The organism is Streptomyces sp. NPDC005402, assembly GCF_040606575.1.
GTDB lineage: Bacteria > Actinomycetota > Actinomycetes > Streptomycetales > Streptomycetaceae > Streptomyces.
Genome location: NZ_JBEXFB010000012.1, coordinates 115,175 through 138,389 on the forward strand (window position 1 = coordinate 115,175; position 23,215 = coordinate 138,389).

Annotated in this window: 16 protein-coding genes; 8 read left to right on the top strand and 8 right to left on the bottom strand. The window is 70.4% G+C overall.

The genetic code is table 11. From position 1 onward, the window contains the following. Nucleotides 1-74: 74 nt before the first annotated feature. Both ABZT02_RS23945 and ABZT02_RS23950 read left to right on the top strand, forming a co-directional pair. Entirely contained in the window at nt 75-692 is a 618-nt protein-coding gene (locus ABZT02_RS23945; RefSeq protein WP_356020389.1) for a winged helix-turn-helix domain-containing protein, read from the top strand. A gap of 4 nt (nt 693-696) precedes the next feature. Further along, nucleotides 697-1,431, top strand: a complete 735-nt coding sequence (locus ABZT02_RS23950; RefSeq protein WP_356020393.1) for an SRPBCC domain-containing protein — start codon at nt 697-699, stop codon at nt 1,429-1,431. A gap of 11 nt (nt 1,432-1,442) precedes the next feature. On the opposite strand, the gene ABZT02_RS23955 is transcribed toward ABZT02_RS23950, so the two are convergent. Continuing rightward, entirely contained in the window at nt 1,443-3,266 is a 1,824-nt protein-coding gene (locus ABZT02_RS23955) for an endonuclease/exonuclease/phosphatase family protein (protein ID WP_356020395.1), read from the bottom strand. A gap of 275 nt (nt 3,267-3,541) precedes the next feature. On the opposite strand from ABZT02_RS23955, the gene ABZT02_RS23960 reads away from it, so the two are divergent. From ABZT02_RS23960 to ABZT02_RS23985, 6 genes are all read left to right on the top strand, one after another. Further along, entirely contained in the window at nt 3,542-4,966 is a 1,425-nt protein-coding gene (locus tag ABZT02_RS23960) for a hypothetical protein (RefSeq protein ID WP_356020397.1), read from the top strand. Nucleotides 4,967-5,145: 179 nt separating this feature from the next. Then, nucleotides 5,146-6,594 (top strand): alkaline phosphatase PhoX, encoded by a 1,449-nt coding sequence (locus ABZT02_RS23965; RefSeq protein WP_356020400.1) that lies wholly within the window; start codon nt 5,146-5,148, stop codon nt 6,592-6,594. Between the two features lie 334 nt (nt 6,595-6,928). Beyond that, entirely contained in the window at nt 6,929-8,509 is a 1,581-nt protein-coding gene (locus tag ABZT02_RS23970) for a TROVE domain-containing protein (RefSeq protein ID WP_356020402.1), read from the top strand. Between the two features lie 81 nt (nt 8,510-8,590). After that, the gene (locus tag ABZT02_RS23975; RefSeq protein WP_356020404.1) at nt 8,591-9,238 is read left to right on the top strand and encodes a GntR family transcriptional regulator; all 648 of its coding nucleotides are present in this window, start codon (nt 8,591-8,593) and stop codon (nt 9,236-9,238) included. A gap of 29 nt (nt 9,239-9,267) precedes the next feature. Further along, the gene (locus ABZT02_RS23980; protein ID WP_356020406.1) at nt 9,268-10,284 is read left to right on the top strand and encodes a 1-aminocyclopropane-1-carboxylate deaminase; all 1,017 of its coding nucleotides are present in this window, start codon (nt 9,268-9,270) and stop codon (nt 10,282-10,284) included. 50 nt (nt 10,285-10,334) lie between these two features. Continuing rightward, entirely contained in the window at nt 10,335-10,901 is a 567-nt protein-coding gene (locus ABZT02_RS23985; RefSeq protein WP_356020409.1) for a helix-turn-helix domain-containing protein, read from the top strand. Nucleotides 10,902-11,041: 140 nt separating this feature from the next. On the opposite strand, the gene ABZT02_RS23990 is transcribed toward ABZT02_RS23985, so the two are convergent. The 7 genes from ABZT02_RS23990 to ABZT02_RS24020 form a co-directional block, all read right to left on the bottom strand. Then, nucleotides 11,042-12,268 carry a TerD family protein gene (locus tag ABZT02_RS23990; protein ID WP_356020730.1) on the bottom strand — a complete coding sequence of 409 codons (1,227 nt, stop codon included), beginning with the start codon at nt 12,266-12,268 and terminating at the stop codon, nt 11,042-11,044. A gap of 95 nt (nt 12,269-12,363) precedes the next feature. Beyond that, nucleotides 12,364-13,338: a hypothetical protein gene (locus tag ABZT02_RS23995; RefSeq protein WP_356020411.1), complete on the bottom strand. Its 975-nt coding sequence runs from the start codon at nt 13,336-13,338 to the stop codon at nt 12,364-12,366. Nucleotides 13,339-13,398: 60 nt separating this feature from the next. Further along, nucleotides 13,399-18,912 (bottom strand): DUF6531 domain-containing protein, encoded by a 5,514-nt coding sequence (locus ABZT02_RS24000; RefSeq protein ID WP_356020413.1) that lies wholly within the window; start codon nt 18,910-18,912, stop codon nt 13,399-13,401. A 147-nt stretch (nt 18,913-19,059) separates the two neighbouring features. Continuing rightward, the gene (locus tag ABZT02_RS24005; RefSeq protein WP_356020416.1) at nt 19,060-20,049 is read right to left on the bottom strand and encodes a zinc-dependent alcohol dehydrogenase family protein; all 990 of its coding nucleotides are present in this window, start codon (nt 20,047-20,049) and stop codon (nt 19,060-19,062) included. Beyond that, complete coding sequence (locus tag ABZT02_RS24010; protein ID WP_352390520.1) at nt 20,046-20,885, bottom strand: carbohydrate ABC transporter permease; 840 nt, start codon at nt 20,883-20,885, stop codon at nt 20,046-20,048. The genes ABZT02_RS24005 and ABZT02_RS24010 overlap by 4 nt, the downstream gene beginning before the upstream one ends. Continuing rightward, complete coding sequence (locus tag ABZT02_RS24015) at nt 20,882-21,820, bottom strand: sugar ABC transporter permease (RefSeq protein ID WP_356020419.1); 939 nt, start codon at nt 21,818-21,820, stop codon at nt 20,882-20,884. The genes ABZT02_RS24010 and ABZT02_RS24015 overlap by 4 nt, the downstream gene beginning before the upstream one ends. Continuing rightward, a complete protein-coding gene (locus tag ABZT02_RS24020; RefSeq protein ID WP_356020421.1) occupies nt 21,817-23,190 on the bottom strand; it encodes a sugar ABC transporter substrate-binding protein in 1,374 nt (457 codons plus the stop codon). Before ABZT02_RS24020 ends, ABZT02_RS24015 begins: the two co-directional genes overlap by 4 nt. Between the last annotated feature and the right edge of the window lie 25 nt (nt 23,191-23,215).

Consider the following 23,215-nt stretch of genomic DNA (forward strand, 5'->3'; position numbering starts at 1 on the left):
GGTGCTTCGACCGAGCTGCTCCAGACAACTCAAATCGTCTGGACAAAAAAAGTTTTCGGTGAGACGGTGGATCCATGCTGGACGTCACCGTGATCGAGGACCCCGAGGCCGCAGCCGTCTCCCTGGACCCCATAAGGGCGAGGCTGCTGGCCGAGCTGGCGGCCGGCCCCGCGTCGGCCGCCATGCTGGCCGGCAAGGTCGGGCTGCCCCGGCAGAAGGTGAACTACCACCTGAAGGCGCTGGAGCGGCACGGCCTGGTCGAGCTCGCGGGGGAGCGCCGCAAGGGCAATGTCACCGAGCGGCTGATGCGGGCGACCGCGGCGTCGTACGTGATCTCGCCGCTCGCCCTCGCCGCCGTGCAGCCCGACCCCGACCGCTTCCGCGACCAGCTCTCCGCGCGCTGGCTGCTCGCGCTCGGGGCCCGACTGGTGCGGGACGTCGGTCAGTTGATCACGGGGGCGGCCAAGGCCCGTCAGCGGCTGGCGACCTACGCGCTGGACGGTGAGGTGCGCTTCGCCTCCGCCGCCGAACGGGCCGCGTTCATCCAGGAGTTGACGGCGGGGGTCGCCGCCCTGATCCGCAAGTACGACGCCCCGGAAACCGAGGGCGGCCGTGACCACCGGATCGTCCTGGCAGTCCATCCGACGCTCAAAGAGACCGAACCCGCCCCCACACAGACCGAGTTGGAGTAGAACGATGTCCAAGGAATTCGAGATCGCCCGCGAGTTCGAGGTCGACGCCACCCCCGAGCAGGTGTGGGAGGCGATCACCACCGGGACCGGCGGCTATCTGTGGCCGATGGAGCCGCCCGAGCCCCGCGTCGGCGGCACCGGCCCCTTCGGGTCCAAGGTCACCGCATGGGATCCGCCGCACCGCTACACCAACCGGGTCGAGAACGTCGACGGCATCTCCGTACAGACCCTCAACCAGCTCGACTACACCGTCGAACCCCGGGACGAGGGCCGCCGGGCCTGGGTGCGCTACGTCCACAGCGGGATCTTCGTCGACGACTGGGACAACCAGTACGACGGCGCCGCCAAGCACACCGACTTCTATCTGCACACCCTGCGCGAGTACCTGACCCACTTCGCGCCCCGCCCGGCCGCCTTCGCGACTTTTGACGGGCCCGAGGCGTCCAAGGCACCCGACGCCCTCACCGTCGTGGGACGGGCCCTCGGCGTCGGCGAGGACGTGGCCGCGGGCACGCGGGTGACGGTCCACGGCCCGGACACCTTCGAGGCCGTCGTCGACTTCCGCAACCCCTACTTCATCGGGCTGCGCACCGACCGGGGCCTCACCCGGATCTTCGGGCGCAACCACTGGGGCCACCCGGTCGGCATCTCCCTGCACGACTTCTCGGCGGACGCCGACATCAAGGAGTGCGAGACCGAGTGGCAGGCCTGGCTGAACGGCGTGTTCAACCAGGCCTGACCCGCTACGGGTTACGGCTTGAAGCGCAGTACCTGCGGGTCGTGGTCGCTGATCTGGTCGTTGAACTCCGAGTTGATGTGCACGCTGTCGTACTCGAAGTCACAGCCGCGCCGGATCGACGGGCTCACCAGGATCTGGTCCAGGACCTGCTGGTTGCCCTGGTAGTCGTAGGTGTAACGCTCGCTCTTCGGCAGCGACTTGATCGCCGACCACAGCTCGCCGTCACCCTCCAGGGTCTTCGCGGTGTCGGAGAACTCGAAGTCGTTGATGTCGCCGAGAGCGATGACGTCCGCGTTCTTCTGGGTGTCGAGGATGTCCTTGACGAAGGCGTTGACCAGGGTCGCCTGCTGGTGGCGCTGGATCTCCGAGCTGCGCGGCACCGGCTGGGTCGCCGAGGTCAGACCGTAGTCGCCGCCCTTGGAGTTGAAGTGGTTGGCGATCACGAAGACCGTGCGGCCACGGAAGACGAACTCGCCGGCCAGCGGCTTGCGGCTGGACTTCCAGGCCTCGTCCGTGGGCGCGACGCGGCCCGGGGAGGCCGTCAGCTGCGCCTTGCCGTGGACCCTGGTGACGCCCACCGCGGTGGTGGCGTCGCCGCCCGCGCGATCGGTGAAGGAGACCCGCTGCGGGTTGAAGAGGAACACCTGGCGGATGTTGCCGCCGGGCTCGCCGCCGTCGGTGTCGTTGGCCGGGTCGATCGAGCGCCAGTCGTACTTCGGGCCGCCCGCCGCCACGATCGCGTCGATCAGCTTGTTCACCGTCACGTCGGCGGCGACCGTACCGTCGTCCTTCGCGCCGTTGTTGTCCTGGATCTCCTCCAGGGACACGATGTCGGGCGACTTGAGGTTGTTCACGATCGCGGAGGCGTGCTCCTCGAAGGTGGCGTCGGACGGGTCGAGGTTCTCGACGTTGTACGTGGCGACCGCGAGCTCGCCGTTCTTCTGCTTCTGTGTGGTCTCCCGCTCCAGACCGGCGCTCTTCAGCGTGCCGATCTCGTTCGCGACCAGGGTGTAGCCGCCGAACTGGTTGTAGTCCAGCGGGCCCGAGGTGGAGCCGGTGAGGACGTCGCCGACGTTCGCGACGGGGAAGGCGGAGGTCGAGCCCAGCGACTGGATCTGGAGCCGGCCGGTGTTCTGCGAGCTGTAGGAACCGTAGAGCGTGCCGCCGCGCCTGGTGGTGTTCTCGCGCGGCTTCACCGTCACCCACAGCTCGGTGTACGGGTCGCTCGCGCCGACCACGCGGGTGTCGGCGACCTTGACGTTCATGCCCTCCAGGGACTCGTAGAAGTCCAGGGCGTACTTCTTCGGCTCCAGGGTCAGGCCGTTGATCGAGTTGCCCGCGGCGGCATCGCCCTCCGGGGCGTACGCTGCCGGCACCGACCTCGCGTCGACCACCGTGGCCGCCGGGACCGCGTTGCCGCTGGAGACGACGGTGACGGTCGGCTTGGTGATCTCGGTGACCGACTGGTTCCCGGACGACGTGCCGCCCGGGACGTACTCCGAGACGGTGCCGGTGACCGTGACGGCGTCACCGACGGCGACCTTCGGGGCGGAGCTGGTGAAGACGAACACGCCTTCACTGGTGGCCGGGTCGGCATCGGGGTTCGGATCCTGGATCCAGAAACCTCTGGAGGAGCCGTAGGTGCGCACACCGGTGACGATTCCGGCCACATCCGTGACCTTCTGACCGGCGTACGGGGATATCCGGGTCGCGCCCTGGATGTCATGGATGCTCACGGCGGCCGCGTGCGCGGGCGACACGAGGACGACGGTGGAGGCCGCCGACAGGGCGGCGACGGTGAGCGCGGCGAGACGCGCGGACTTCTTGCTCGGCAACGGGATCCCTCCGGGGACGAACGTAGGCGCCGGGACGAGGGTGACGTGGAACGGTGGGAGCCGCGACCTGTGGGGCGGTTGCGACGCGCGTAGAAAATACAGTGAACAGATGTCCGGCGGATTTCTACGCGCGTCAATCTCCTGCCTGGTCAGTCCAGTTGTCAAGGTTTCAGCCATGTACGGACCCTGTCGGGGAGATGAACCGGGCGGCATAGGTGGATATCCGTCTACGCTGAGCGGCTGAGTGGCACGACGCGTCCTAGGAGAACCAGCCGATGTCAGACAGCTCCCCCCTGCCGCCGGTGCGGCTGCACCCCGAAGCGGAGCTGGCGCGGGCCGCCCTGTCCACCCCGCTGCTCGCCCGGGCCGCCCGGCTCGCCCGCTGGGCCGGCGAGGACACGCGGGTCGACGCGGGGGGCGGACTCGTCGAGGAGCAGCTGCCCGAGGCGGCCGCGCACCTCGGACTGACCGGGGACGAGGCGGCGGCCCACGCGAGCGAGGCCTGGCGGGCCGCCGTCGACACCGGACTCGTCGAGATCGTCGACGAGGAGGAGGGCACCGTCGCCACGGGCGCGGACCTGGCACTGCTGTCCGGATCCCCGCAGGACGTGCTCGGCGTGTGGATGACGGCTCTGGAGACGGCGCTGGCCGACGCGAGCGTGCCGGATCTGGACGACCTGGTCGACGCCTTGGACGAGAAGGGGGAGGTCGACTTCGCCTCCCTCGACTGGGATCCGGAGGCCGAGCAGGAGTTCCTCGACGGCGTGCTCGGAAACCTCTATCTGCTCACGGTCGGCGCGGACGGCCCCGGCGACGGGCCCGTGCCGCTGCCCGCCCTCGCGGCGTCGATGATCGTGCCGAGCGACATGGGCGAGCCGACCAACGACGTCCTGGAGCAGGTGTCCGACGCGATGATGCGGCTGGACGACCAGTTCCGGGTCCTGGAGCCGGTGGGGATCGTCGAGTACCAGCCCGTCGACGAGGCGCTGATGGCCGACGCCGACGAGGAACCCGCCGCGGTCGTCGACGAGACCGACGTCTCCCGGTACGGCATGGTGCGGCTGACCCCGCTCGGGCTGTACGGGCTGCGGTCGCGGCTGCTGGAGGCGGGAATCCCGGCCCCGGCCGTCGGCGACCTCGCCGACAAGGGGGCGGACGCGCTGCTCGACGGGACCGCCGCGTTTCCTCCGGCGTCCGCCCAGGCCGAGACCGAGCAGTGGCTGGACCTGCGTGAACCTCTGGCGGCCGCTCGGGAGCTGCTGGCGGCGGCCCGGGGGAGCGACGCGGGGGCGCCGTTGCGCCGGCTGCGGTGTCAGCAGGCCCTGTCGCTGGTCGGTGCGGTTGCCGAGCCCGCGCTGCGGGAGGTCCTCGACGATGCCGAACTGGGTGGGCTGGCCCGGGTCTGGCTGGCCGAGCGGGGGTTCGGAGACGTGCCCGCGCCTTCCCAGGACATGGTGTTCTGGCTGACCGTCGACACGCTTGCCGCGCAGCTCGCCGCGGAGGGGAACTCCGAGGAGCTGCAGGGGCTGGTGGAGGGGCTGGCCCAGCAGCACAGCGGGTTCTTCGCGGCGGCCTGGCGGGTGGATCATCCGGCCACGGCGGATGTGCTGGAGGCGATGGGGCGGTTGCATCCGGACAAGCGGGTCGCCAAGGAGGCTCGGAAGGCCGCGTTCAAGGCGCGGTCGCAGCAGGGGGGTTGAGGTCGTTTCGCGGGTGCGGGCGGGTTTAGGGGCGCATTTCCTGCCCTTTGTTGATTCATTGAAGCTGCTCCACTGAATCCGCTCGCTGTTCAACTGGTGTTCAGGCATGGGCGAGACGGTTGCGCCGACCCGAGGTCCCCCACCCTCCACGGCGCTCACCCACCGTCTCAGGAGACACCATGTCGCTCACCCGCAGGGACTTTGCCGCGAAATCCGCGATCACCGGTGCCGGTGTCGCGCTGGCGGGCACTGTCGGCGCCCTCGCCACCGCACCGAACGCGCTCGCCGCCACCGACGTCGAGAGCGAGGGCGTGGAGAGTGCCGGCGCCCACCGCGGCGTCGGCTACGGCCCGCTGATCGCCGACCCCGAGGGCCTGCTCGCGCTGCCCGCCGGGTTCACGTACAAGGTCATCACCTACAGCGGCAGGACCAAGCTGGAGTCCGGCGAGTTCACCCCGTCCAACCACGACGGCACGTCCACCTTCGACGGCCCGCGCGGCACGACCCTCCTCGTCAACAACCACGAACTGGCAGGCCCCCGCGCCAACTGGCCCCACCCGGTGCCGCTCACCGAGGGCCTCGTCTACGACCCGGCCGCGGCCGGCGGCTGCACGGTCGTCGAGGTGCGCCCCGGCGGCAAGGTCGCCGAGTGGGTCGGCATCGCCGGCACCGCCACCAACTGCGCGGGCGGCAACACCCCTTGGGGCACCTGGCTCACCTGCGAGGAGACCGAGGACAAGGCCGGCACCAACGGCTTCACCAAGGACCACGGCTACGTCTTCGAGGTCGACCCCTGCGACCGCCGCGCCAACAGGAACCCCCAGCCCATCAAGGCGCTCGGCCGCTACGCCCACGAGGCCGTCGTCGTCGACCCCAAGCGCGGCCACCTCTACCTCACCGAGGACGCGTCCAACCCCAACGGCCTGCTGTACCGCTGGACCCCGCCCGAGGGCTTCCGCCACGGCCACGGCAGGCTGCGCACCCTCGCCGAGAACGCGGGCACCCTCCAGGCCTTCAAGTGCTTCGACTCCGGCGGCAAGTTCGTCGACGACCTCTCCCGCGCCACGAAGATCGGCACGGTGTACGGCGTCGACTGGGTGGACGTCCCCGACCGCGACGCCAGGACGACCTCCGTCCGCAAGCAGTTCACCACCGGCCAGGTCACCCGCGCCCGCAAGCTCGAGGGCATGTGGTGGGGCGACGGCGGCACGTACATCGTCTCCTCGTACGCCCGCACCGAGAGCCCCGTCCAGCACGACGGCGCGGTCTGGTTCTACGACCCCAAGCGCCGCACCCTCACGCTCAAGGTCCTCCTCGGCGTGAACCCGGACCCCTCCGAGGACGGCGCCTTCGACGGCCCCGACAACATCACCGTCTCCCCGTACGGCGGCCTCGTCATCGCCGAGGACGGCGAGGGCGTCCAGCACCTGTTCGGCGCCACGGAGAGCGGCCGCACCTATCCGATCGCCCGCAACGAACTCAACATCGGCACCGAAGAGGAGCCGGAGTACAGCGAGTTCACCGGCGTCACCTTCTCGCCCGACGGCAGGACGCTGTACGCCAACATCCAGACACCGGGGATCATGCTGGCGATCACGGGGCCGTGGAAGCGGCAGAAGCGCGGCTAGTTAATTCGGTCGCCACTCCGAGTTGTGCCTCCTAAAGTGAGATCAAGACAGCGCACCTCCCGGTGCGAAGGCAGCGGCTACTTCTCTCTCAAAGAATCCCACGCCGCCGCCGACTTGATCTCGGGAGGCGCAGCTCATGGTGGGTGCCTGGTGCGCAGGCAACGGTTACTTCATTGGATCTGGCGGTTGCGGGTTCGACTCCCGTCATCGACTTCGGGTCGGTGTAGCTCAATTGGGTAGAGCACCGGAATAAGTCCGTCGCCGACTCCTGATCTCAGGCACCCACCTTTTGCTGTGCCTCCTCCGAACATCCAGGAATTCGGGGGAATTCACCATGGCACGATTCAACAAGAAGGTCGCGCGCTCCCAGCCCATCTCGCGGGTCACGTCGACCGGCCGGGTGCTCCGCACCTACGAGGGCGGCCGGGGCCGCGAGCGCGACGCGCGCTCCGAGCTCTTTCTGCTCGCGGTCGCCAATTTCGTGTCCCAGCAGACCTTTTACGAGTCCGGTGCGGACCGCGACGACCGGTTCGCCGCGCTCGTACGGCAGCTCGCCGTCACCGACCCGGCCTGGACCGCCGGCCTGCTCGGCTGGCTGCGCGGCGAGGGCAACCTGCGCACCGCCTCGCTCGTGGGCGCCGCCGAGTACGTGAAGGCGCGTCTCGACGCGGGCGTCACCGACGGCCCCTCGAACCGGCAGGTCGTGGCCTCCGTACTCCAGCGTCCCGATGAGCCCGGCGAGTTCCTCGGGTACTGGACGGCGCAGTACGGCCGTAGCGTCCCGAAGCCCGTCAAGCGCGGGATCGCCGACGCGGTACAGCGGCTGTACAGCGGCAAGTCGCTGCTGAAGTACGACACCGCGTCCAAGGGTTACCGCTTCGGCGACATCCTCAACCTCGTGCACGCGGCACCGGACCCGGACAAGCCGTGGCAGGGCGAGCTGTTCCAGTACGCCCTCGACCGGCGGCACCACCCGGACACGGCCGTGCCGCCCGCGTCGAGCCGGATCCTGAGCGCGCACCGCGAGCTGATGGCGCTGCCGGTCGGGCAGCGGCGTGCCGTCGTCACGTCCGAGGGCGGAGCCGAGCGGCTGGCGGCGGCGGGGATGACATGGGAGGCGCTGGCGGGCTGGCTGCAGGGGCCGATGGACAGGGCGGCCTGGGAGGCCGTGATCCCGTCCATGGGTGCGATGGCGCTGCTCCGCAACCTGCGGAACTTCGACGAGGCCGGAGTCTCCGACGAGGTCGCGGCCCAGGTGGCGGCCCGGATCAGCGACCCGGCGGAGGTGGCCCGGTCGCGACAGTTCCCCTTCCGGTACCTCGCCGCGTACCAGCACGCACCTTCGCTGCGCTGGGCCCACCCGCTGGAGCAGGCGCTCGGCCACTCGCTGGCCAACGTGCCCGCGCTGCCCGGCCGGACCCTGGTGCTCGTCGACCGCTCGGGCTCGATGTGGGCGCGGCTGTCCGACCGTTCGCAGCTCAACCGGGCGGACGCGGCGGCGATCTTCGGTACGGCGCTCGCGCTGCGGGCGGCGGACGCGGATCTCGTCGAGTTCGGCACCACGAACCGGCGCCTGTCGTTCGGCAGGGGCGAGTCGGTGCTGAAGATCCTCGGCCGCTTCGGCGACCTGGGCGGCACCGACACCACCTCGGCGGTCCGTGCGCACTACCGGGGACAGGACCGGGTGCTGATCGTCACCGACGAGCAGCACACGTACAACCGCCACGGCGGCCCGACCGAGCAGGTCCCGGCCGACGTGCCGGTCTACACCTGGAACCTCGCCGGTTACCGGGCGGGCCACGGCCCCTCCGGCATCGGCAACCGCCACACCTTCGGAGGCCTTACGGACGCGGCCTTCCGGATGGTTCCGCTGCTCGAGGCGGCCCAGGACGCCGACTGGCCCTGGGCTGCCTGAGCCCCGAGCGTGGCCCGCACTCACGGGGGTGCGGGCCACACCCTTGCCCGTGCCCAGCGCTGACATCTAACATTTCAGTTCATGAAAGCCATACGGCCACTCGGCCGCACCCTTCTCCGCGATCGCGCCTACGCGTCCATCCGGGACGCCATCGTGGCCGGGGAGATCGAGCCCGGGGCGGTCGTGCGGGACGCCGAGCTCGCCGAGCGGCTCGGGCTGTCGCGGGCGCCGGTGCGGGAGGCCTTCACGCGGCTGGTCGACGAGGGCCTGCTGGAGAGCAAGCCGCAGAGCTACACGCGGGTGACCCAGGTCGTCGCCGCCGACGTGCGGGACGCCGCCGCCGTGGTCGGGGCCATGCACGAACTGGTCACGCGGGTCGCCGTCCCCCGGCTGTTCGCCGCCGACATCGAGATGATGCGCGCGGCCAACGAACGGTTCGCGGCCGCCGTCACCGCCGGTGACGTGGACGAGGCCCTGCACGCCGACGACGCGCTCCACGACGTCCTCGTCCGCGTCAGCGGAAACCGCGCGGCCGCCGCCACCACCGCCCGCTACACCCCCCTCATCCGCCGACTGGAGCGCAGGCGCTTCGGCGAGGGCGGCAACTGCCGTTCGGCAGGCCTGCACGACCGGCTGATCGCGGCCTGCGCGGCCGGTGACGTGGACGAGGCGGTCCGGGTCACCGCGGAGATCTGGCGGGGCCTGGCCGAACTCGCCGACAGCGACTGAGCCCCCACCGACCCACCCGGGAGGTCCCCATGCCCCTAGCGTCCTACGACCGCTACCCGCTCCTCTTCGGACCGTCCCCCGTCCACCGCCTGGAGCGCCTCACCGCGCACCTCGGCGGGGCCGCGCTGTGGGCCAAGCGCGAGGACTGCAACTCCGGGATCGCTTACGGCGGCAACAAGACCCGCAAGCTGGAGTACCTGGTCGCCGACGCGCTCGCCAAGGGCTGCGACACCCTCGTCTCGATCGGCGGCGTCCAGTCCAACCACACCCGTCAGGTCGCCGCCTGCGCCGCCCGCGCCGGGCTCAAGTGCGTGCTCGTGCAGGAGAGTTGGGTGGACTGGCCGGACGCCGTCTACGACAAGGTCGGCAACATCCTGATCAGCCGGCTCGCCGGGGCGGACGTGCGCCTGGTGAAGGCCGGGTTCGGGATCGGGTTCAAGGAGAGCTGGGAGCAGGCGCTCAGGGACGTCGAGGAGGGCGGCGGCAAGCCGTACGCCATTCCCGCAGGCGCCTCCGACCACCCGCTCGGCGGTCTCGGCTTTGCCGCGTGGGCCTACGAAGTGGCCGACCAGGAGCGCGAGTTGGGCGTCTTCTTCGACACGATCGTGGTCTGCTCGGTGACCGGGTCCACCCAGGCCGGCATGATCGCCGGGTTCCGGGCGCTTCAGGAGGCGGGTGGCCGGCCCCGGCGCGTCCTGGGCATCGACGCCTCCGCCAAGCCCGTCACCACCCGGGAACAGATCGCGCGGATCGCCCACAACACCGGTCAACTCATCGGCGTACAGAAGGAGTTGACCGAGGAGGACGTGGAGCTGGACGAGCGCTACCACGCCGGCGTCTACGGCATCCCCGACGAGACCACACTGGAGGCGATGCGCCTCGCCGCCCGCACCGAGGGGATGGTCACCGACCCCGTCTACGAGGGCAAGTCCATGGCCGGGATGATCGACCTGGTCCGGCGCGGGGAGATCGGCGCCGACTCCACCGTGCTCTACGCCCACCTCGGCGGACAGCCGGCGCTCAACGGGTACAGCGCGTTGTTCTGACCCGTTCGATACCATGCGGAGCGGCTCTCCGGTTCGCAAGGAGTATCTGGATGACGCAGGTCAGGCCCATGCGCGCGGACGCCCGGCGCAACTACGAGCGGCTGCTGAGGGTGGCCGCGGAGGCGTTCGCCGAGCATGGGGAGGGTGCGTCGCTCGACGACATCGCCAAGCGGGCGGGGGTGGGCTCCGGGACCCTCTACCGGCACTTTCCGACCCGGCAGGCCTTGCTGGAGGCGGCCTACGTGGACCGCCTCGAGGGGTTCGCCCGGCGTGCCGACGAGCTCGCGGAGGAGCTGGCGCCGGGTGAGGCGCTGGCGGAGTGGCTGTACGAGCTGTGCGTCGGGACGATCCAGGTGCGGGGCATGAAGGCGCTGCTGGGGTCCGCTGTCACGGACGGCGGCAACACCGTGCTGACGGCCTGCGGCACGCATGTGCGGGGGGCGGCGGAGCGGCTGGTGTCGGCGGCGCGGGAGGAAGGTTCGCTGCGCGGGGACGTCGAGCCGCTCGAGTTGCTCCGGCTGGCCCATGGGGTGGCGGGGGCGGCGGAGTTGGCCGACGGGGGCGGGGAGTCGATCCGGCGGTATCTGACGCTGCTGACGGAGGGGCTGCAGGGGTAGGGGCACGCAAGGATGTGCCCCGCCGTGTCGTCTTGCGGCTGCGGGTCGGTGGGGGCTGGTCGCGCAGTTCCCCGCGCCCCCAGGTGGGTACAGCCAGGCAGGCGTTGACTGCACCCACCGGCCCGCAGCCGAACAACTGCCTAGAGCGCCTGGGCCGCCGGCTTCACCATCCCCCTCACGGTGCGGGACTTCACGAAGTCGCCGATCGCCGTCATCTCCCATTCGCCGGAGAACTGCTTGATCAGCTTGGCCATCATCACGCCCGTCTGCGCCTCCGCGTTGGTGAGGTCGAAGCGGACCAGCTCCTCGCCGCTCGCGGCGTCGATGAGACGGCAGTACGCCTTGGCGACCTCGGTGAACTTCTGCCCGGAGAAGGAGTTGACCGTGAAGACGAGACCGGTGACCTCCTGGGGGAGCCGGCCGAGGTCCACGACGATCACCTCGTCGTCACCGCCGCCCTCGCCCGTGAGGTTGTCGCCGGAGTGCTTGATCGCGCCGCCGACGATGGACAGCTTGCCGAAGTAGCAGCTGTCGATGTGGTTGCGCTGCGGGCCGTAGGCGATGACCGACGCGTCGAGGTCGATGTCCTTGCCGCGGTACGCCGGCTCCCAGCCGAGACCCATCTTGACCTGGGAGAGAAGGGGCTGACCGCCCTTGACCAGGGACACGGTCTGGTTCTTCTGGAGGCTGACCCGGCCCTTGTCGAGGTTGATCTTCCCGGCACCGGGAGCGGGAGCGGGCGGCGCCGGGGGAGCGGCGGGCGCCGGCGGCGCGGCGATCCGGGGGTCCATGGCCGGGGCGGGCGGAGCCACCGGGGTCTGCACGGTGGGCGCGACCGGCGGAGCCACGGGGGTCGGGGCGGGCGTGGCCGCCGGTTCCTCCACCGTCACGCCGAAGTCCGTCGCGATGCCGGCCAGCCCGTTGGCGTACCCCTGCCCCACCGCCCGGGCCTTCCAGGCGCCGTTGCGCAGATAGATCTCCACGATCACCAGCGCCGTCTCGGCGCCGAGCTGCGGCGGAGTGAAGGTGGCCAGCTCGCTGTTGTCGTCCGCGTTGCGGATCGTGGCCGTCGGTTCGATGCCCTGGAAGGTCTGGCCCGCGGCGTCCGGGCTCGCGGTGACGACGATCTTCTCGATGCCGGGCGGCACGGCCGCCGTGTCGACGGTGATCGCGTCGGGGGCCGTACCGCCGCCCGAGCGGTACGTCACCCCCGGGCCGGAGGGCTGGTTGTAGAAGATGAAGTCGTCGTCGGAGCGCACCTTGCCGTCGGCGGTGAGCAGCAGGCCCGATACGTCGAGCCGCACGGGCGCGGCGACGTCCACCGTCACGCGGGCGGCGGACAGGGGGATGTTCGAGCCGGGGGTCATAGCTGTCATGCCCGGTGAACGAGCGAGGTCTCTTTGCCGTTCCCTTACCCGCGGCCGTTCGGGTCGGCGGTTGTCGAGGGGCGTGGTTGTCGGGCTCAGGGGATCCATCGGGGCATGGGGCTGCCCGGCGGTACGCGCCGGAAGGCCGTGCCCGGGTCGGGCAGGATGCGCAGCGGATAGCCCTGGTAGCAGATGTAGGGGTGGTCGATGAGCACCGGCCCGAGGACGGTCCTGGTGGCGGCGAGCCCGCGGTCGTCGAACTCGCCGACCGGGCCGGAGCCGCGGAGTACGGCTGCGTTCCCGCTCACCCGCCGCACGCTGAGGCCTTCCCGGACCGCGTGGTCGGCGAGCGCGGTGAGGCCACCGAGCCGGGCGAGGTGTCCCGCGGTCAGCAGATTGGCCCAGAAGTAGCCGCGGACGTGGTTGTGGGCCACAGGTGCGGTGGTGCGGTGGTCCGTCCCGTACCAGCGGTCCCAGGGGGAGCGCTGGGGGTCACTCTGGTCGTAGGTCACGGCCGCGGTCAGCAGGGACAGCGGCTCCGTCCAGGAGACGACCAGGTCGAGCAGGGCTTCGGCGACCGCGTCGGTGGCCTCGGACGGCCACAGGTCGGGGCTGGGGACGAGGGAGAGGTCGAGGGCGGCGTCCGGACGGTCCGGGAGCGCCGCCAGCGACAGGTACCAGAACTCCTCGTCGTCGGGGCCGTCGACGGAGACGGACAGGGCTTCGACCTGTCCGGTCTCCAGGGCCGCCGCCAGGGTGCCGGGTGTTTCGGCGTCCCACCAGCGGTCGACGGGTGCCCGGCCCGCCAGGGCGTACCCGGCCTGGTGCGGCCGCATGGGAAGGGCCGTGGTACGGCCGAGCACCGCGAGCATGTCGTCTATGAGCCGTGGCAGTTCGCGGGCGAGTGCCCGCTGGCTCAGGCCGGAGTCGAGATAGACGCCCAGCCGGGGCCTGGGGGCGGGAGGGCAGCCGGGTTGGTTGACGAAGAAGTGCACGGCGTCGAACTCGCGCTGCTTCATCTCCGGCCGCTGGTCGTACCAGGGATCCGCGGTACGGAGTTCGTCGTTCACGGCTGCTGCCTCCCGCCCGTTGGACGTGTCGTGCCGGTGTTGCGCGGGTCGCGCCGAACCCTAGCCGAAGGCCCAGGCGCCCAGGGCCACGAGCCCGCCGACCACCCCCGCCGCGATCTCGGCCGGGGCCAGGACGACGACCGCGACCACCACCAGGGCGACCACCGCCACCGCGGCGACGACGGCGAGCACCTGTTTCGCCGTGTCCCCCAGGATCGGCTGGTCGGCCGGCTGGTCCTTGGGCTCCTCGTCCTGCTTCTGGGCGCGCTGGTCGGGTTTGGGCGCGGTCGGCGGGTTGGTGGGTTTCTTGGGCGGGTTCTTCTTGAGGTAGTAGATGATGCCGTCGCTGTTGGCGGCCGGGCGCTTGCCCTTGGGGGCCAGCGAGGCCCAGCTGTTGCCGGAGAAGATCGTCAGCGTGCTGCCGTCCGCGTAGGACCTGGTGGCCGGGACGATGGGCGGTCCGGCCTGGACGTTGCTGAATCCGGCATTGGCGAGGGAGTTGATGTAGCGCTGTACCTGGGCGGCGTTCGCCACTCCCCGGACGGGCAGGGCGGGCTTGATGCTGGAGAGCTGGTCGGAGGCGGGCTTGACCTCGTAGAGATAGGTCAGCGCGCCGTTGATGACGATGATGTCGGGGCAGCTGGTCGCGGGGTCACCGGGCTGCGGCTGGAAGGTCGGCACACAGATCCGGCCGCCGGACCCCGTGCCCACGTGGCCGGGCAGGGTCAGTTGTCCGGGCACCACGTCCCCGTACACGTTCTGCGGCCCGTACAGCGGGTTGAGCCGGTCGGAGACGGCCAGCCGTACGGCGTCGTCGTGGTCGGGGTTGCCGCCCTGGGCGCCGGACGGGTCCCGGAAGGACGTGGGCCGGTTGTCGACGTAGGCGTAGGAGCTGACGGCCGGGTTGGTGACCGCCGGGGACACCGGGTCGACGCCGCCGAAGCGGCCGGTGGACGGTGCGTAGACGCGGGCCGGGGTGGCGTAGTCGCCGCCGAGACCGGCGTCCTGGTAGCCGCCGGCGAACCTGACCGGGTTGTCGACCTTGCTGCCGGAGACCGCCGAGGCCGCGGTGCCGTTCTTGCGCGGCACGCCGTACGGGTCGAAGTCGTACGCGGCCAGGACGTCGCCCTCGGGAGAGAGCACGTCGGCCACGCCGGCCAGCCAGTCCGGTGCGAACGGGTTGACGGACGTTCCGGTGAGCAGGGCCAGCGGGGTCTCGCCCGGACCGTTGAGGTAGCCGCGGGCGGTGCCGGTGTCCGGGGTACTGGACTGGGCGGTGCGCTCGAGGGCGAGTTGCGGGTTGTCGCCCGCGATGTCCCAGGTGAAGGTGCGGCTGGTGACATCGGCGCCGGTGTCGGTGACGGCGGTCCGGCGCAGGCCCCCTCCGTCATAGCCGTAGCTGGTGGTGATGCCGTCGATGGTGGCCGACGCGAGGCTGTGGTCGAGGTTGTAGTCGAAGGAACTGTCCCCGGCCCTGGTCAGGTTGCCCTGGTCGTCGTAGCCGTACTTGGTGACCGTGTCGGCCGCGGAGTCCTCGGCGCGGGTGAGCTGGTCCGCCTTGTCGTAGTCGTAGCGGACCGTGCCGCTGCCCGCCGAGCCGGTGAGTTTCTGGGTGAGGCGGTTGCCGACCTTGTCGTAGCTGTAGGCGACCGTGCCGGACGGGGAGCCGGAACAGGTGCTCGCCGCGTAGCAGGCACCGGTGACCCGGTTGGCCACGTCGTAGGTGTAGGCGACGGTCTGCTCGGCGGCGCCCCGGGTGGTGCTGATCGAGGTGGGGTTGCCGACGGCGTCGTGGTCGATGCGGAAGCGGGCGACGGTCCCGGCCGTGTTGTGGCTGTTCAGGTCGGAGAGCCGGCCCGCGCGGTCGTAGCCGCGGTCGGTGACCAGGCCGCCGGACTCGGGCCCGGTGGTGCGGGTCAGCCGGCCCGCCGGGTCGTAGCCGAAGCTGTAGGCGGCGCGTCCGGTTCCGGCGGTGCCGCCGTGGGTGGCCAGCCCCGTCATCCGGTCGGAGGCGTCGTAGTCGGCGTCCACCACGGTGCCGTCCGGCCAGGTGCGCGAGGTGATGTTGCCGTTGGCGTCGTAGCCGTAGGAGAACGTGTCCTCGCCCCGCTTCACGGCGGTCAGCCGGTCGGCGTTGTCGTAGGAGCGGGTGCTCAGGCCGCCGGGGTCGGCGAGGCTGGTGAGCCGGTTCTTGGCGTCGTAGTTGTAGGCGTAGATGGTCTGGCCGCCCGCGAGGTCCTGGCCGGTCTGCCGGCCGAGGATGTCGTAACTGTTGGCGATCGTGCGGGAGGTGGCGTCGCCGGAACCCGGGGTGAGGGTCCGGGTGAGGTTGTTCTCGGCGTCGTAGGTGTAGGCGGTGCGACGGCCCAGCGGGTCGGTCGCGGAGTCGAGGCGGCCCACGGCGTCGTAGGTGTACCTGCTGACATGCTCGTTGGGGTCGGTGCGCGAGGTGATGTGGCCGGCCGCGTCGCGCTCGTACGAGGTGACCGCTCCGTCCTGCGGGCCGCTGAGGGAGCGCTGGCGGTCGGCGTCGTCGTACTTGTAGCGGATGGCGTGTCCCGCGGCGTCCGTGGTGCCGACGACACGGTTGACCCCGTCGTACTGGAACACGGTCGCCGCGCCGAGCGGGTCGGTGACCTTGGTCAGGTTGCCCTCGGCGTCGTAGCCGTAGGAGGTCGTGTAGCCGGCCGGGCTCGCCCCGTCGGCGTTGCCCCGGGGCTCCACGGTGCTCGCGAGGCGTCCGTCGTCGTCGTACGTCCAGGTGGTGACCCCACCGGTGGCGGCGGTCCGCTTGACCGGGTTGCCGGCCGCGTCGTACTGGGTGGTGACCTGGCCGCCTGCCGGGACGGTCACGGCGGAGGGACGGTTGTTGATGTCGTAGCTGATGGAGGTGGACTGGCCGAGCGGGTCGACCGTGGAGACCACGTTGCTGTTGTTGTCGTAGCTGGTGGTCGTGGACTTCCCGAGTTCGTCGATGTCGGCGGTCTGCCGGTTGAGTTCGTCGAAGCGGGCGTCATTGGTGACGAAACCGCCACCGGGATACGGGTGCGAGACGCGGACCACGTTCGCGTTGAAGTCGTAGATGTACGTGGACGTGAACTGGGCCTTGTTGGCGCCGCTCACGTTGCCCCGCGGGGAGACCACGGTCGCCAGGTTGCCGCGGTTGTTGTAGGTGTACGTGGTCTTGTTGCCGGCGCCGTCGGTGACGGACGCCTGCCGTCCGGCGGCGGTGTACGTGTACCTGGTGGTGTGCTCGTTCGGGTCGGTGATCGAGGCGGTACGGCCCAGGACCTCCGTGTAGGCGTACGTGGTCGAGTCACCGAGCGGGTTGCCGGTCGCGGTGAGCTGGCCGAGCTCGTCGTAGACGGTCGTCCAGGGGTCTTCCTTGCCCGGGTCGTAGCTCTTGCGGAGCCGGTCGAGGTTGTCGTACACGAACCGCGTGGTGAAGGCGGTGGCATCGGCGCCCGACAGGTTGCCGCGGGGATCGGTGGAGCTGGTGAGGCGGCCCGTGCGGTCGTAGCCGTAGGTGCTCTTCTCGTCGAGCGGGCTCGTCCTCGCGACGAGGTTGCCGGCGGAGTCGTACGCCATCCTCGTCACCTTGCCGCGCGGGTCCTTCAGCGCGGTGACCAGGCCGCGGTCGTCGACCGTGAAGACGGTCCGGTTCTCTCCCGGGTCGGTGACGGTCGCGAGCTCGTCGAAGGCGGTGTATCCGAAGACCGCCTTGTTGCCGAGCGCGTCGGTGTGCGAGGTCAGGTTGTTGTGCGCGTCGTAGGTGTTGGTCGCCGTGGCGTTGAAGGGCTCCGGCTGGGTGGCGGAGGTGACGTTGCCCGACCGGTCGTAGGCCTGGACGTACTGGCTGCCCTTGGCGTCGACGAGCAGGTCGGGGTTGACCGAGGTGTCGTAGCGCTGGTTGACGGTGTCGCCGTTGCCGTTCTGGCTGTAGATCAGGATGTTGCCGCGGTAGCCGTCGAAGTACTTCACGCCGTCCGGGTCGGTCGTGGTGGACTCGTGCTTGCCCGGGTCCCAGGAGAACGAGGTGACCGCTCCGGTGATGTCGGTCTGCCTGACCACCCGGCCGCCGCCGTAGGCGTTGGTCAGCTGGACGCGGCCCTTCGGGTCGTACACCTTGGCCAGCAGCCCGTCGGCGTCGTACGTGTAGCGCCAGACCGCGCCGGTGGCGTCGGTCACCGAGCCGAGCCGGCCGCCCGCGTAGGCGTAGCCGACCGTCCTGCCGTCGGGCAGGGCGATGCTCTTGACCAGACCGTCCGACTGGAGCCGTACGGTGACCACTCGGCCCGCCGCGTCGGTGATCGTCCAGGAGGAGGCGCCGTAGGCGAGCGTCACGCCCAGGTCGCGCGCGCTCTTCACCGAGGTCAGCCGGCCGGTCGCGTCGAAGCGGTAGATGATGCCGTTCGGCGTGACCAGCTTCCAGCCGCCGCCCTCGACGGCACTGAGGTCGGAGCGCACCGCCGGGGGCCGGTCGTAGGAGCCGTCGGCGGCCCGTCGGTAGGTCACCCGGGCGCCGTCCTCGGCCCGCACGGTCACGGCGGTCTCGTCGCCGGCGGGCGGCAGGACCCGTACGTCGTAGGTCCAGGACCAGCCGACGCCGAGCGACCCGGCGGTGGTGCTGGCGGACGAGTAGCGCCGTACGTCCTGGAAGGGCACCCCGAACCCGGGCATCCTGAGGTCGGTCGAGCTCAGGACGAAGGCTCCGGTGCCGGTGTTGACGTTGTGGCCGCGCAGCGCCTGGCCGAAGGTGGTCGGGGTGAGCGCGTTGCCGCAGGAGCAGCCCACCGTCTGGTCGGCCGGGAGCGCGGGCGGATCCGCAGTGGCCCTGGCCTTGGCCCTGGCGCTGGGGTCGGAGGTGACCTGGGTGCCGTCGTTGAGGGTCACGGTGAGCGTCACGAAGTAGTCGTGGCCGTCGGTCAGAGTCCAGCCCTCGGCGGCGCCGAAGCTGCGGCAGTACGTGCGCGGGGCACCGCACACCGGCGGGTCGGTGTTCGCCTGGGGCGCGGACTCCTGCGCGGTGCCGGTCTCCGGGTCGTACACGGTGGCGTGCCAGGAGGCCCAGTCGGAGACACCCGGGGAGGCCGCGTCGAAGTAGAGGACCAGGGAGGTGTCACCGATGGTGAAGCCAGGTCGCAGGACGAGGGACTGGGCTCCCGCCGCGGCGGCCGCGGCCCGCTTCTCCGTGATGAGCGGGGCCACCGGCTTCGGCTTGCGGACCTTCGACCACTCGGTCTTCGACAGCTTCTGGGCCCGGCCCTCGGCCCGGGTGGCCGGCGGTACGACCGGGGGCCGTTTGCCCTGGGGCAGTCCGTGGTTGGTCTCGGCGGAGGCGGGCAGATCCCGGACGACGGGTCCCGGGCCGGGTGGCGCCTTGGGCGTGACGCCCTCGGCCGCCAGGGACGAGGTGTCCGCCGACTTCAGCTGCTGGTGGGCGGCGGCCCAGGCGCCGCCTCCTGTCGCGCCGATTCCCAACTGTGCCGTGACGGACAGGGCCAGAGCGCCGGCGAGGCCGACGGCGGTGCGTCCGAGTAAGGATCTCGCTCTTGAAGATCGTGATGTGGGCATGACAATATTCCCCCTGTGACGCCCCGATGTCGGCACCCTGAGGGGCGCCCATCCGGACGCCCCGGGCCATCGTTCGAGTGTCCTCTCGCCTCACAGGGAACGGCAAGGCAACTCATGGACAGTGGCGTGAAACTGACGCCGTGTTCCCTACGGCACCACCACGATCTTCCGCCCCACCCCCGCCGAGAACTGCTCCAGCGCCTGCGGATACCGGTCCAGTGGCAGCCGGTCGCTGATGAAGACCTCAGGATCCAGGACACCGGTCGCGAACAGCTCCGCCGCACGTTCGAAGCTGTGCAGGACCGCCATGGAACCGGTGATGGTGATCTCCTGGTTGTAGATGCGGTACGGGTCGATCGTCACCCGCGTCGCGTAGTCGGCCACGCCGAACTGGAGGAAGGTTCCGGCCTTGGTCACCCGGTCCAGGCCGTCCTGGATGGCCGCCGCGTTGCCCGTCGCGTCGATCACCAGGTCCCAGCCCTGCGGGCGGTCCAGCTCGTCCGGGTTCGCGGCGGACGCCGAGACGCCGAGCTTGCGGGCCGTCTCCAGCCGGGCCGGGTTCACGTCCACCACGTCCACGCTCGCCGCGCCGGTCCGCTTGGCCAGCTCCAGCATCATCAGGCCCATGGTCCCCGAGCCGTAGATCAGCACATGGGCGCCCAGCCGGGACCGCAGGACGTCGTAACCCCGCACCGCGCAGGACAGCGGCTCCACCAGCGCCGCGTCCTGGGTGCGGACGTGTTCGGGCAGCCGTACGCAGTTGGCCACCGGCGCGGCGGCGAACTGCGCCGCGCCACCCGCCGTGGTCACGCCGATCGCGGCCCAGCGTTCGCAGAGGTTGTTGTGGCCCGTACGGCAGTACCGGCACTCGTGGCAGTACAGGGACGGGTCCACGGCCACCCGGTCGCCGACCGCGAGCTCGGTGACCTGGGTGCCGACGCCGACGACCTCGCCCGCGAACTCGTGGCCCGGCACGATCGGCAGCTCGGGGGCGAACTCGCCCTGGAGGATGTGCAGGTCGGTGCCGCACAGGCCGCACGCGGCGACCTCGACGACGACCTCGCGCGGCCCTGGCGTCGGGTCGGGGACCTCGGCGACGACGGCACGGCCCACGGACTCGATGACGGCGGCCTTCATTTCACGGCTCCAAGGGACAGGCCCTGGACCAGTTTGTCCTGGGCGGCGAACCCCGCGGCGAGCACCGGCAGGGAGATGACGAGCGACGCGGCGCACACCTTCGCCAGGAACAGGCCCTGGCTGGTGATGAAGCCGGTCAGGAAGACGGGGGCGGTCTCGGCCACCACGCCGGTGAGCACCCGCGCGAAGAGCAGTTCGTTCCAGCTGAAGATGAAGCAGATCAGGGCTGTTGCCGCGATGCCGGGCAGGGCTATGGGGGCCACCACGCGCGCGAGGATGGTCGGAAGGCGGGCACCGTCCACGCGCGCGGCCTCGATCACCGCCACCGGGACCTCGGCGAGGAAGGACTGCATCATCCAGACGGCGATCGGCAGGTTCATCGACGTGTAGAGGATGACCAGCAGCCAGATGTTGTCGAGCATGCCCGTGTTCTTCGCGAACAGGTAGATGGGCAGCAGGCCCGCCACCACGGGGAGCATCTTCGTCGACAGGAAGAAGAACAGGACGTCCGTCCACTTCTTCACCGGGCGGATGGAGAGCGCGTACGCCGCCGGGAGGGCCAGGAGCAGGACGAAGAGGGTCGAGGCCAGCGAGGCGACCGTCGAGTTGATCAGTGCCGGCCAGGGGCTCGCGCCGCCGCCCGTGCCGAAGAACTCGCGGTAGCCGTCCAGGGTGAGGGCGGCGCCGAAGGAGGGCGGGTTGGTGGCCGCGTCCGTCTCCGAGTGGAAGGACGTCAGGGCCATCCAGGCGATCGGCAGGAAGAAGACGATCCCCAGCAGCCAGGCCACCAGACCCAGACCAAGTCCCTTGCGTTTCACGGCGATGGTGCTGCTCATGCCCGGCCGACCTCCTCACGGAACAGGGACGACACCACGCGCAGGGCGAAGGTCGCGATGATGATCGAGCCGATGACGACCAGGACGCCCGCGGCCGAGGCGAGGCCGTTCTCGTGGGCCTGGTAGAAGCTCTGGTAGACGGTGTAGGGAAGGTTGGCGGTCCCGAGGCCGCCGGAGGTGATCGTGAAGACCGCGTCGAAGTTCTGGACGATGTAGATCGAGCCCAGCAGGGCGCCGAGTTCGAGATAGCGGCGCAGATGCGGGAGGGTCAGATAGCGGAAGATCTGCCAGTCGCTCGCGCCGTCCACCCGCGCGGCCTCCATCTGCTGCTGGTCGCGGCTCTGCAGGCCGGCCAGCAGGATCAGCATCATGAACGGGGTCCACTGCCAGACCAGGGAGGCCTCGACCGCGAGCAGCGGGGTGTGGGAGATCCAGTCCGGCTGTGGGCCGCCCACATAGTGCAACAGCCCATTGAGCAGGCCGTATTCGGGGTTGTAGAGCACATGCTTCCAGAGCAGGGCGGCTGCCACCGGGACCACCAGGAAGGGGGCGATCAGCAGGGTGCGGACCACGCCCCGGCCCTTGAAGCGCCGGTCGAGGAGCAGGGCCAGGAGCAGTCCGAGAACCAGGCTGACCAGGACCACGGTCACCGTCAGCAGGACCGTCGTCCACACCGAGTGGCGCAGGTCCGCGTCGGTGAGGACCTCCTGGTAGTTGTCGACGCCGGTGAAGTGACGGGCCTTGGGATAGAGGGAGTTCCAGTCGAAGAACGAGATCACCACCGTGGCCACGAACGGCAGCTGGGTGACCACGATCATGAAGATCAGGGCGGGGAGCAGCGGGCCGCGGGTGGCCCAGGCGCGCAGCCGGCCCGAGGGCTGCCGCGCGGTGCGTACGGAAGTGGTGGCCAGGGGGGCCGTCGTGGTCGCGGTCATCGTCCCTCGTACTCCTCGGCGATCTTCTCGGCGATCTGCTGGGACTTCTTCAGGGCCGACTCGACGGACTGGCGTCCGGCGATGGCCGCGCTGATCTCCTGGGAGACCCTGGTGCCGAGGTCGGTGAACTCGGGGATGCCGACGAACTGGATGCCGGGCGCGGGGCGCGGCTGCACCCCCGGGTCGTTCGGCCGGGCCTGCTCGATGGCCTCCTTGGTCATCTCCTGGAAGGCGGCGGCCTCCTTGACGTACTCAGGGTTGGTGTACGTGGAGGCACGCTTGCCGGCCGGGACGTTGGACCAGCCGATCTCGTCGCCGACCAGCTGCTCGTACTCCTTGCCGGAGGCCCAGGAGACGAATTGCCAGGCCTTGTCGGGGTTGCGGGAGGCGTCCTGGATGCCCCAGGCCCAGGTGTAGAGCCAGCCGGAGGAATTCGTCTCCTCGACGGGGGCGGGGGCGTAGCCCACCTTGCCCTTGACCGGGGAGCCCTTCGCCTCCAGGGAACCGGCCGCGGAGGTGGCGTCGTACCACATGGCGACCTTGCCCTGGGTCATGTTGTTGAGGCACTCGGCGAAGCCGGACTGGGCGGCGCCGGACTCGCCGTGCTCGCGCACGAGGTCGACATAGAACGTCGTCGCCTTCACGAAGGCGGGTGAGTCGAGCCGGGCCTTCCAGCTCTTGTCGAACCAGGTGCCGCCGAAGGTGTTCACGACCGTGGTGAGCGGGGCCATGACCTCGCCCCAGCCCGGCAGACCGCGCAGACAGATGCCCTTCATGCCGGGCTGAGCCCCGTCGGCCCTCGCCGCCAGGTCGGCCACCTGCTGCCAGGTGGGACGGGCCGGCATCGTCAGGCCCTTCTGCTCGAAGACGTCCTTGCGGTACATCAGGAAGGACGACTCGCCGTAGAAGGGCTGGCCGTAGAGCTTGCCGTCGTCGCCGGTCAGCGACTGCCGCATGGGCGCCAGGACGTCCTTCTCGTCGTACGACTGGTCCTTGGCCACGTACGAGTCCATCTCGTGCAGCCAGCCGTTGCGGGCGTAGATCGGGATCTCGTAGTTCGACAGGGTCGCCACGTCGTACTGACCGGCCTGGTTGGCGAAGTCCTGGCTGATCTTGTCGCGGACGTCGTTCTCGGGCAGGACGGTGAAGTTGACCTTGATCCCGGTCTCCTTGGTGAAGTGGGCCCGGGTCAGCTTCTGCAGCTCGGTCATCTGGGGGTTGTTGACCATCAGGACGTTGATGGCGTCGCCGCCCGACCCCGCCCCGCCCGCCCCGACCCAGCAGCCGGAGAGCAGCGGGGTGAGCAGCGTCCCTGCGGCGGCCATGGCGAGCGTGGCTCGCGGTGGCCGTCGTCGGCTCTGGGTTCGCATGGATCGCTCCTGGACATAGAGGAAT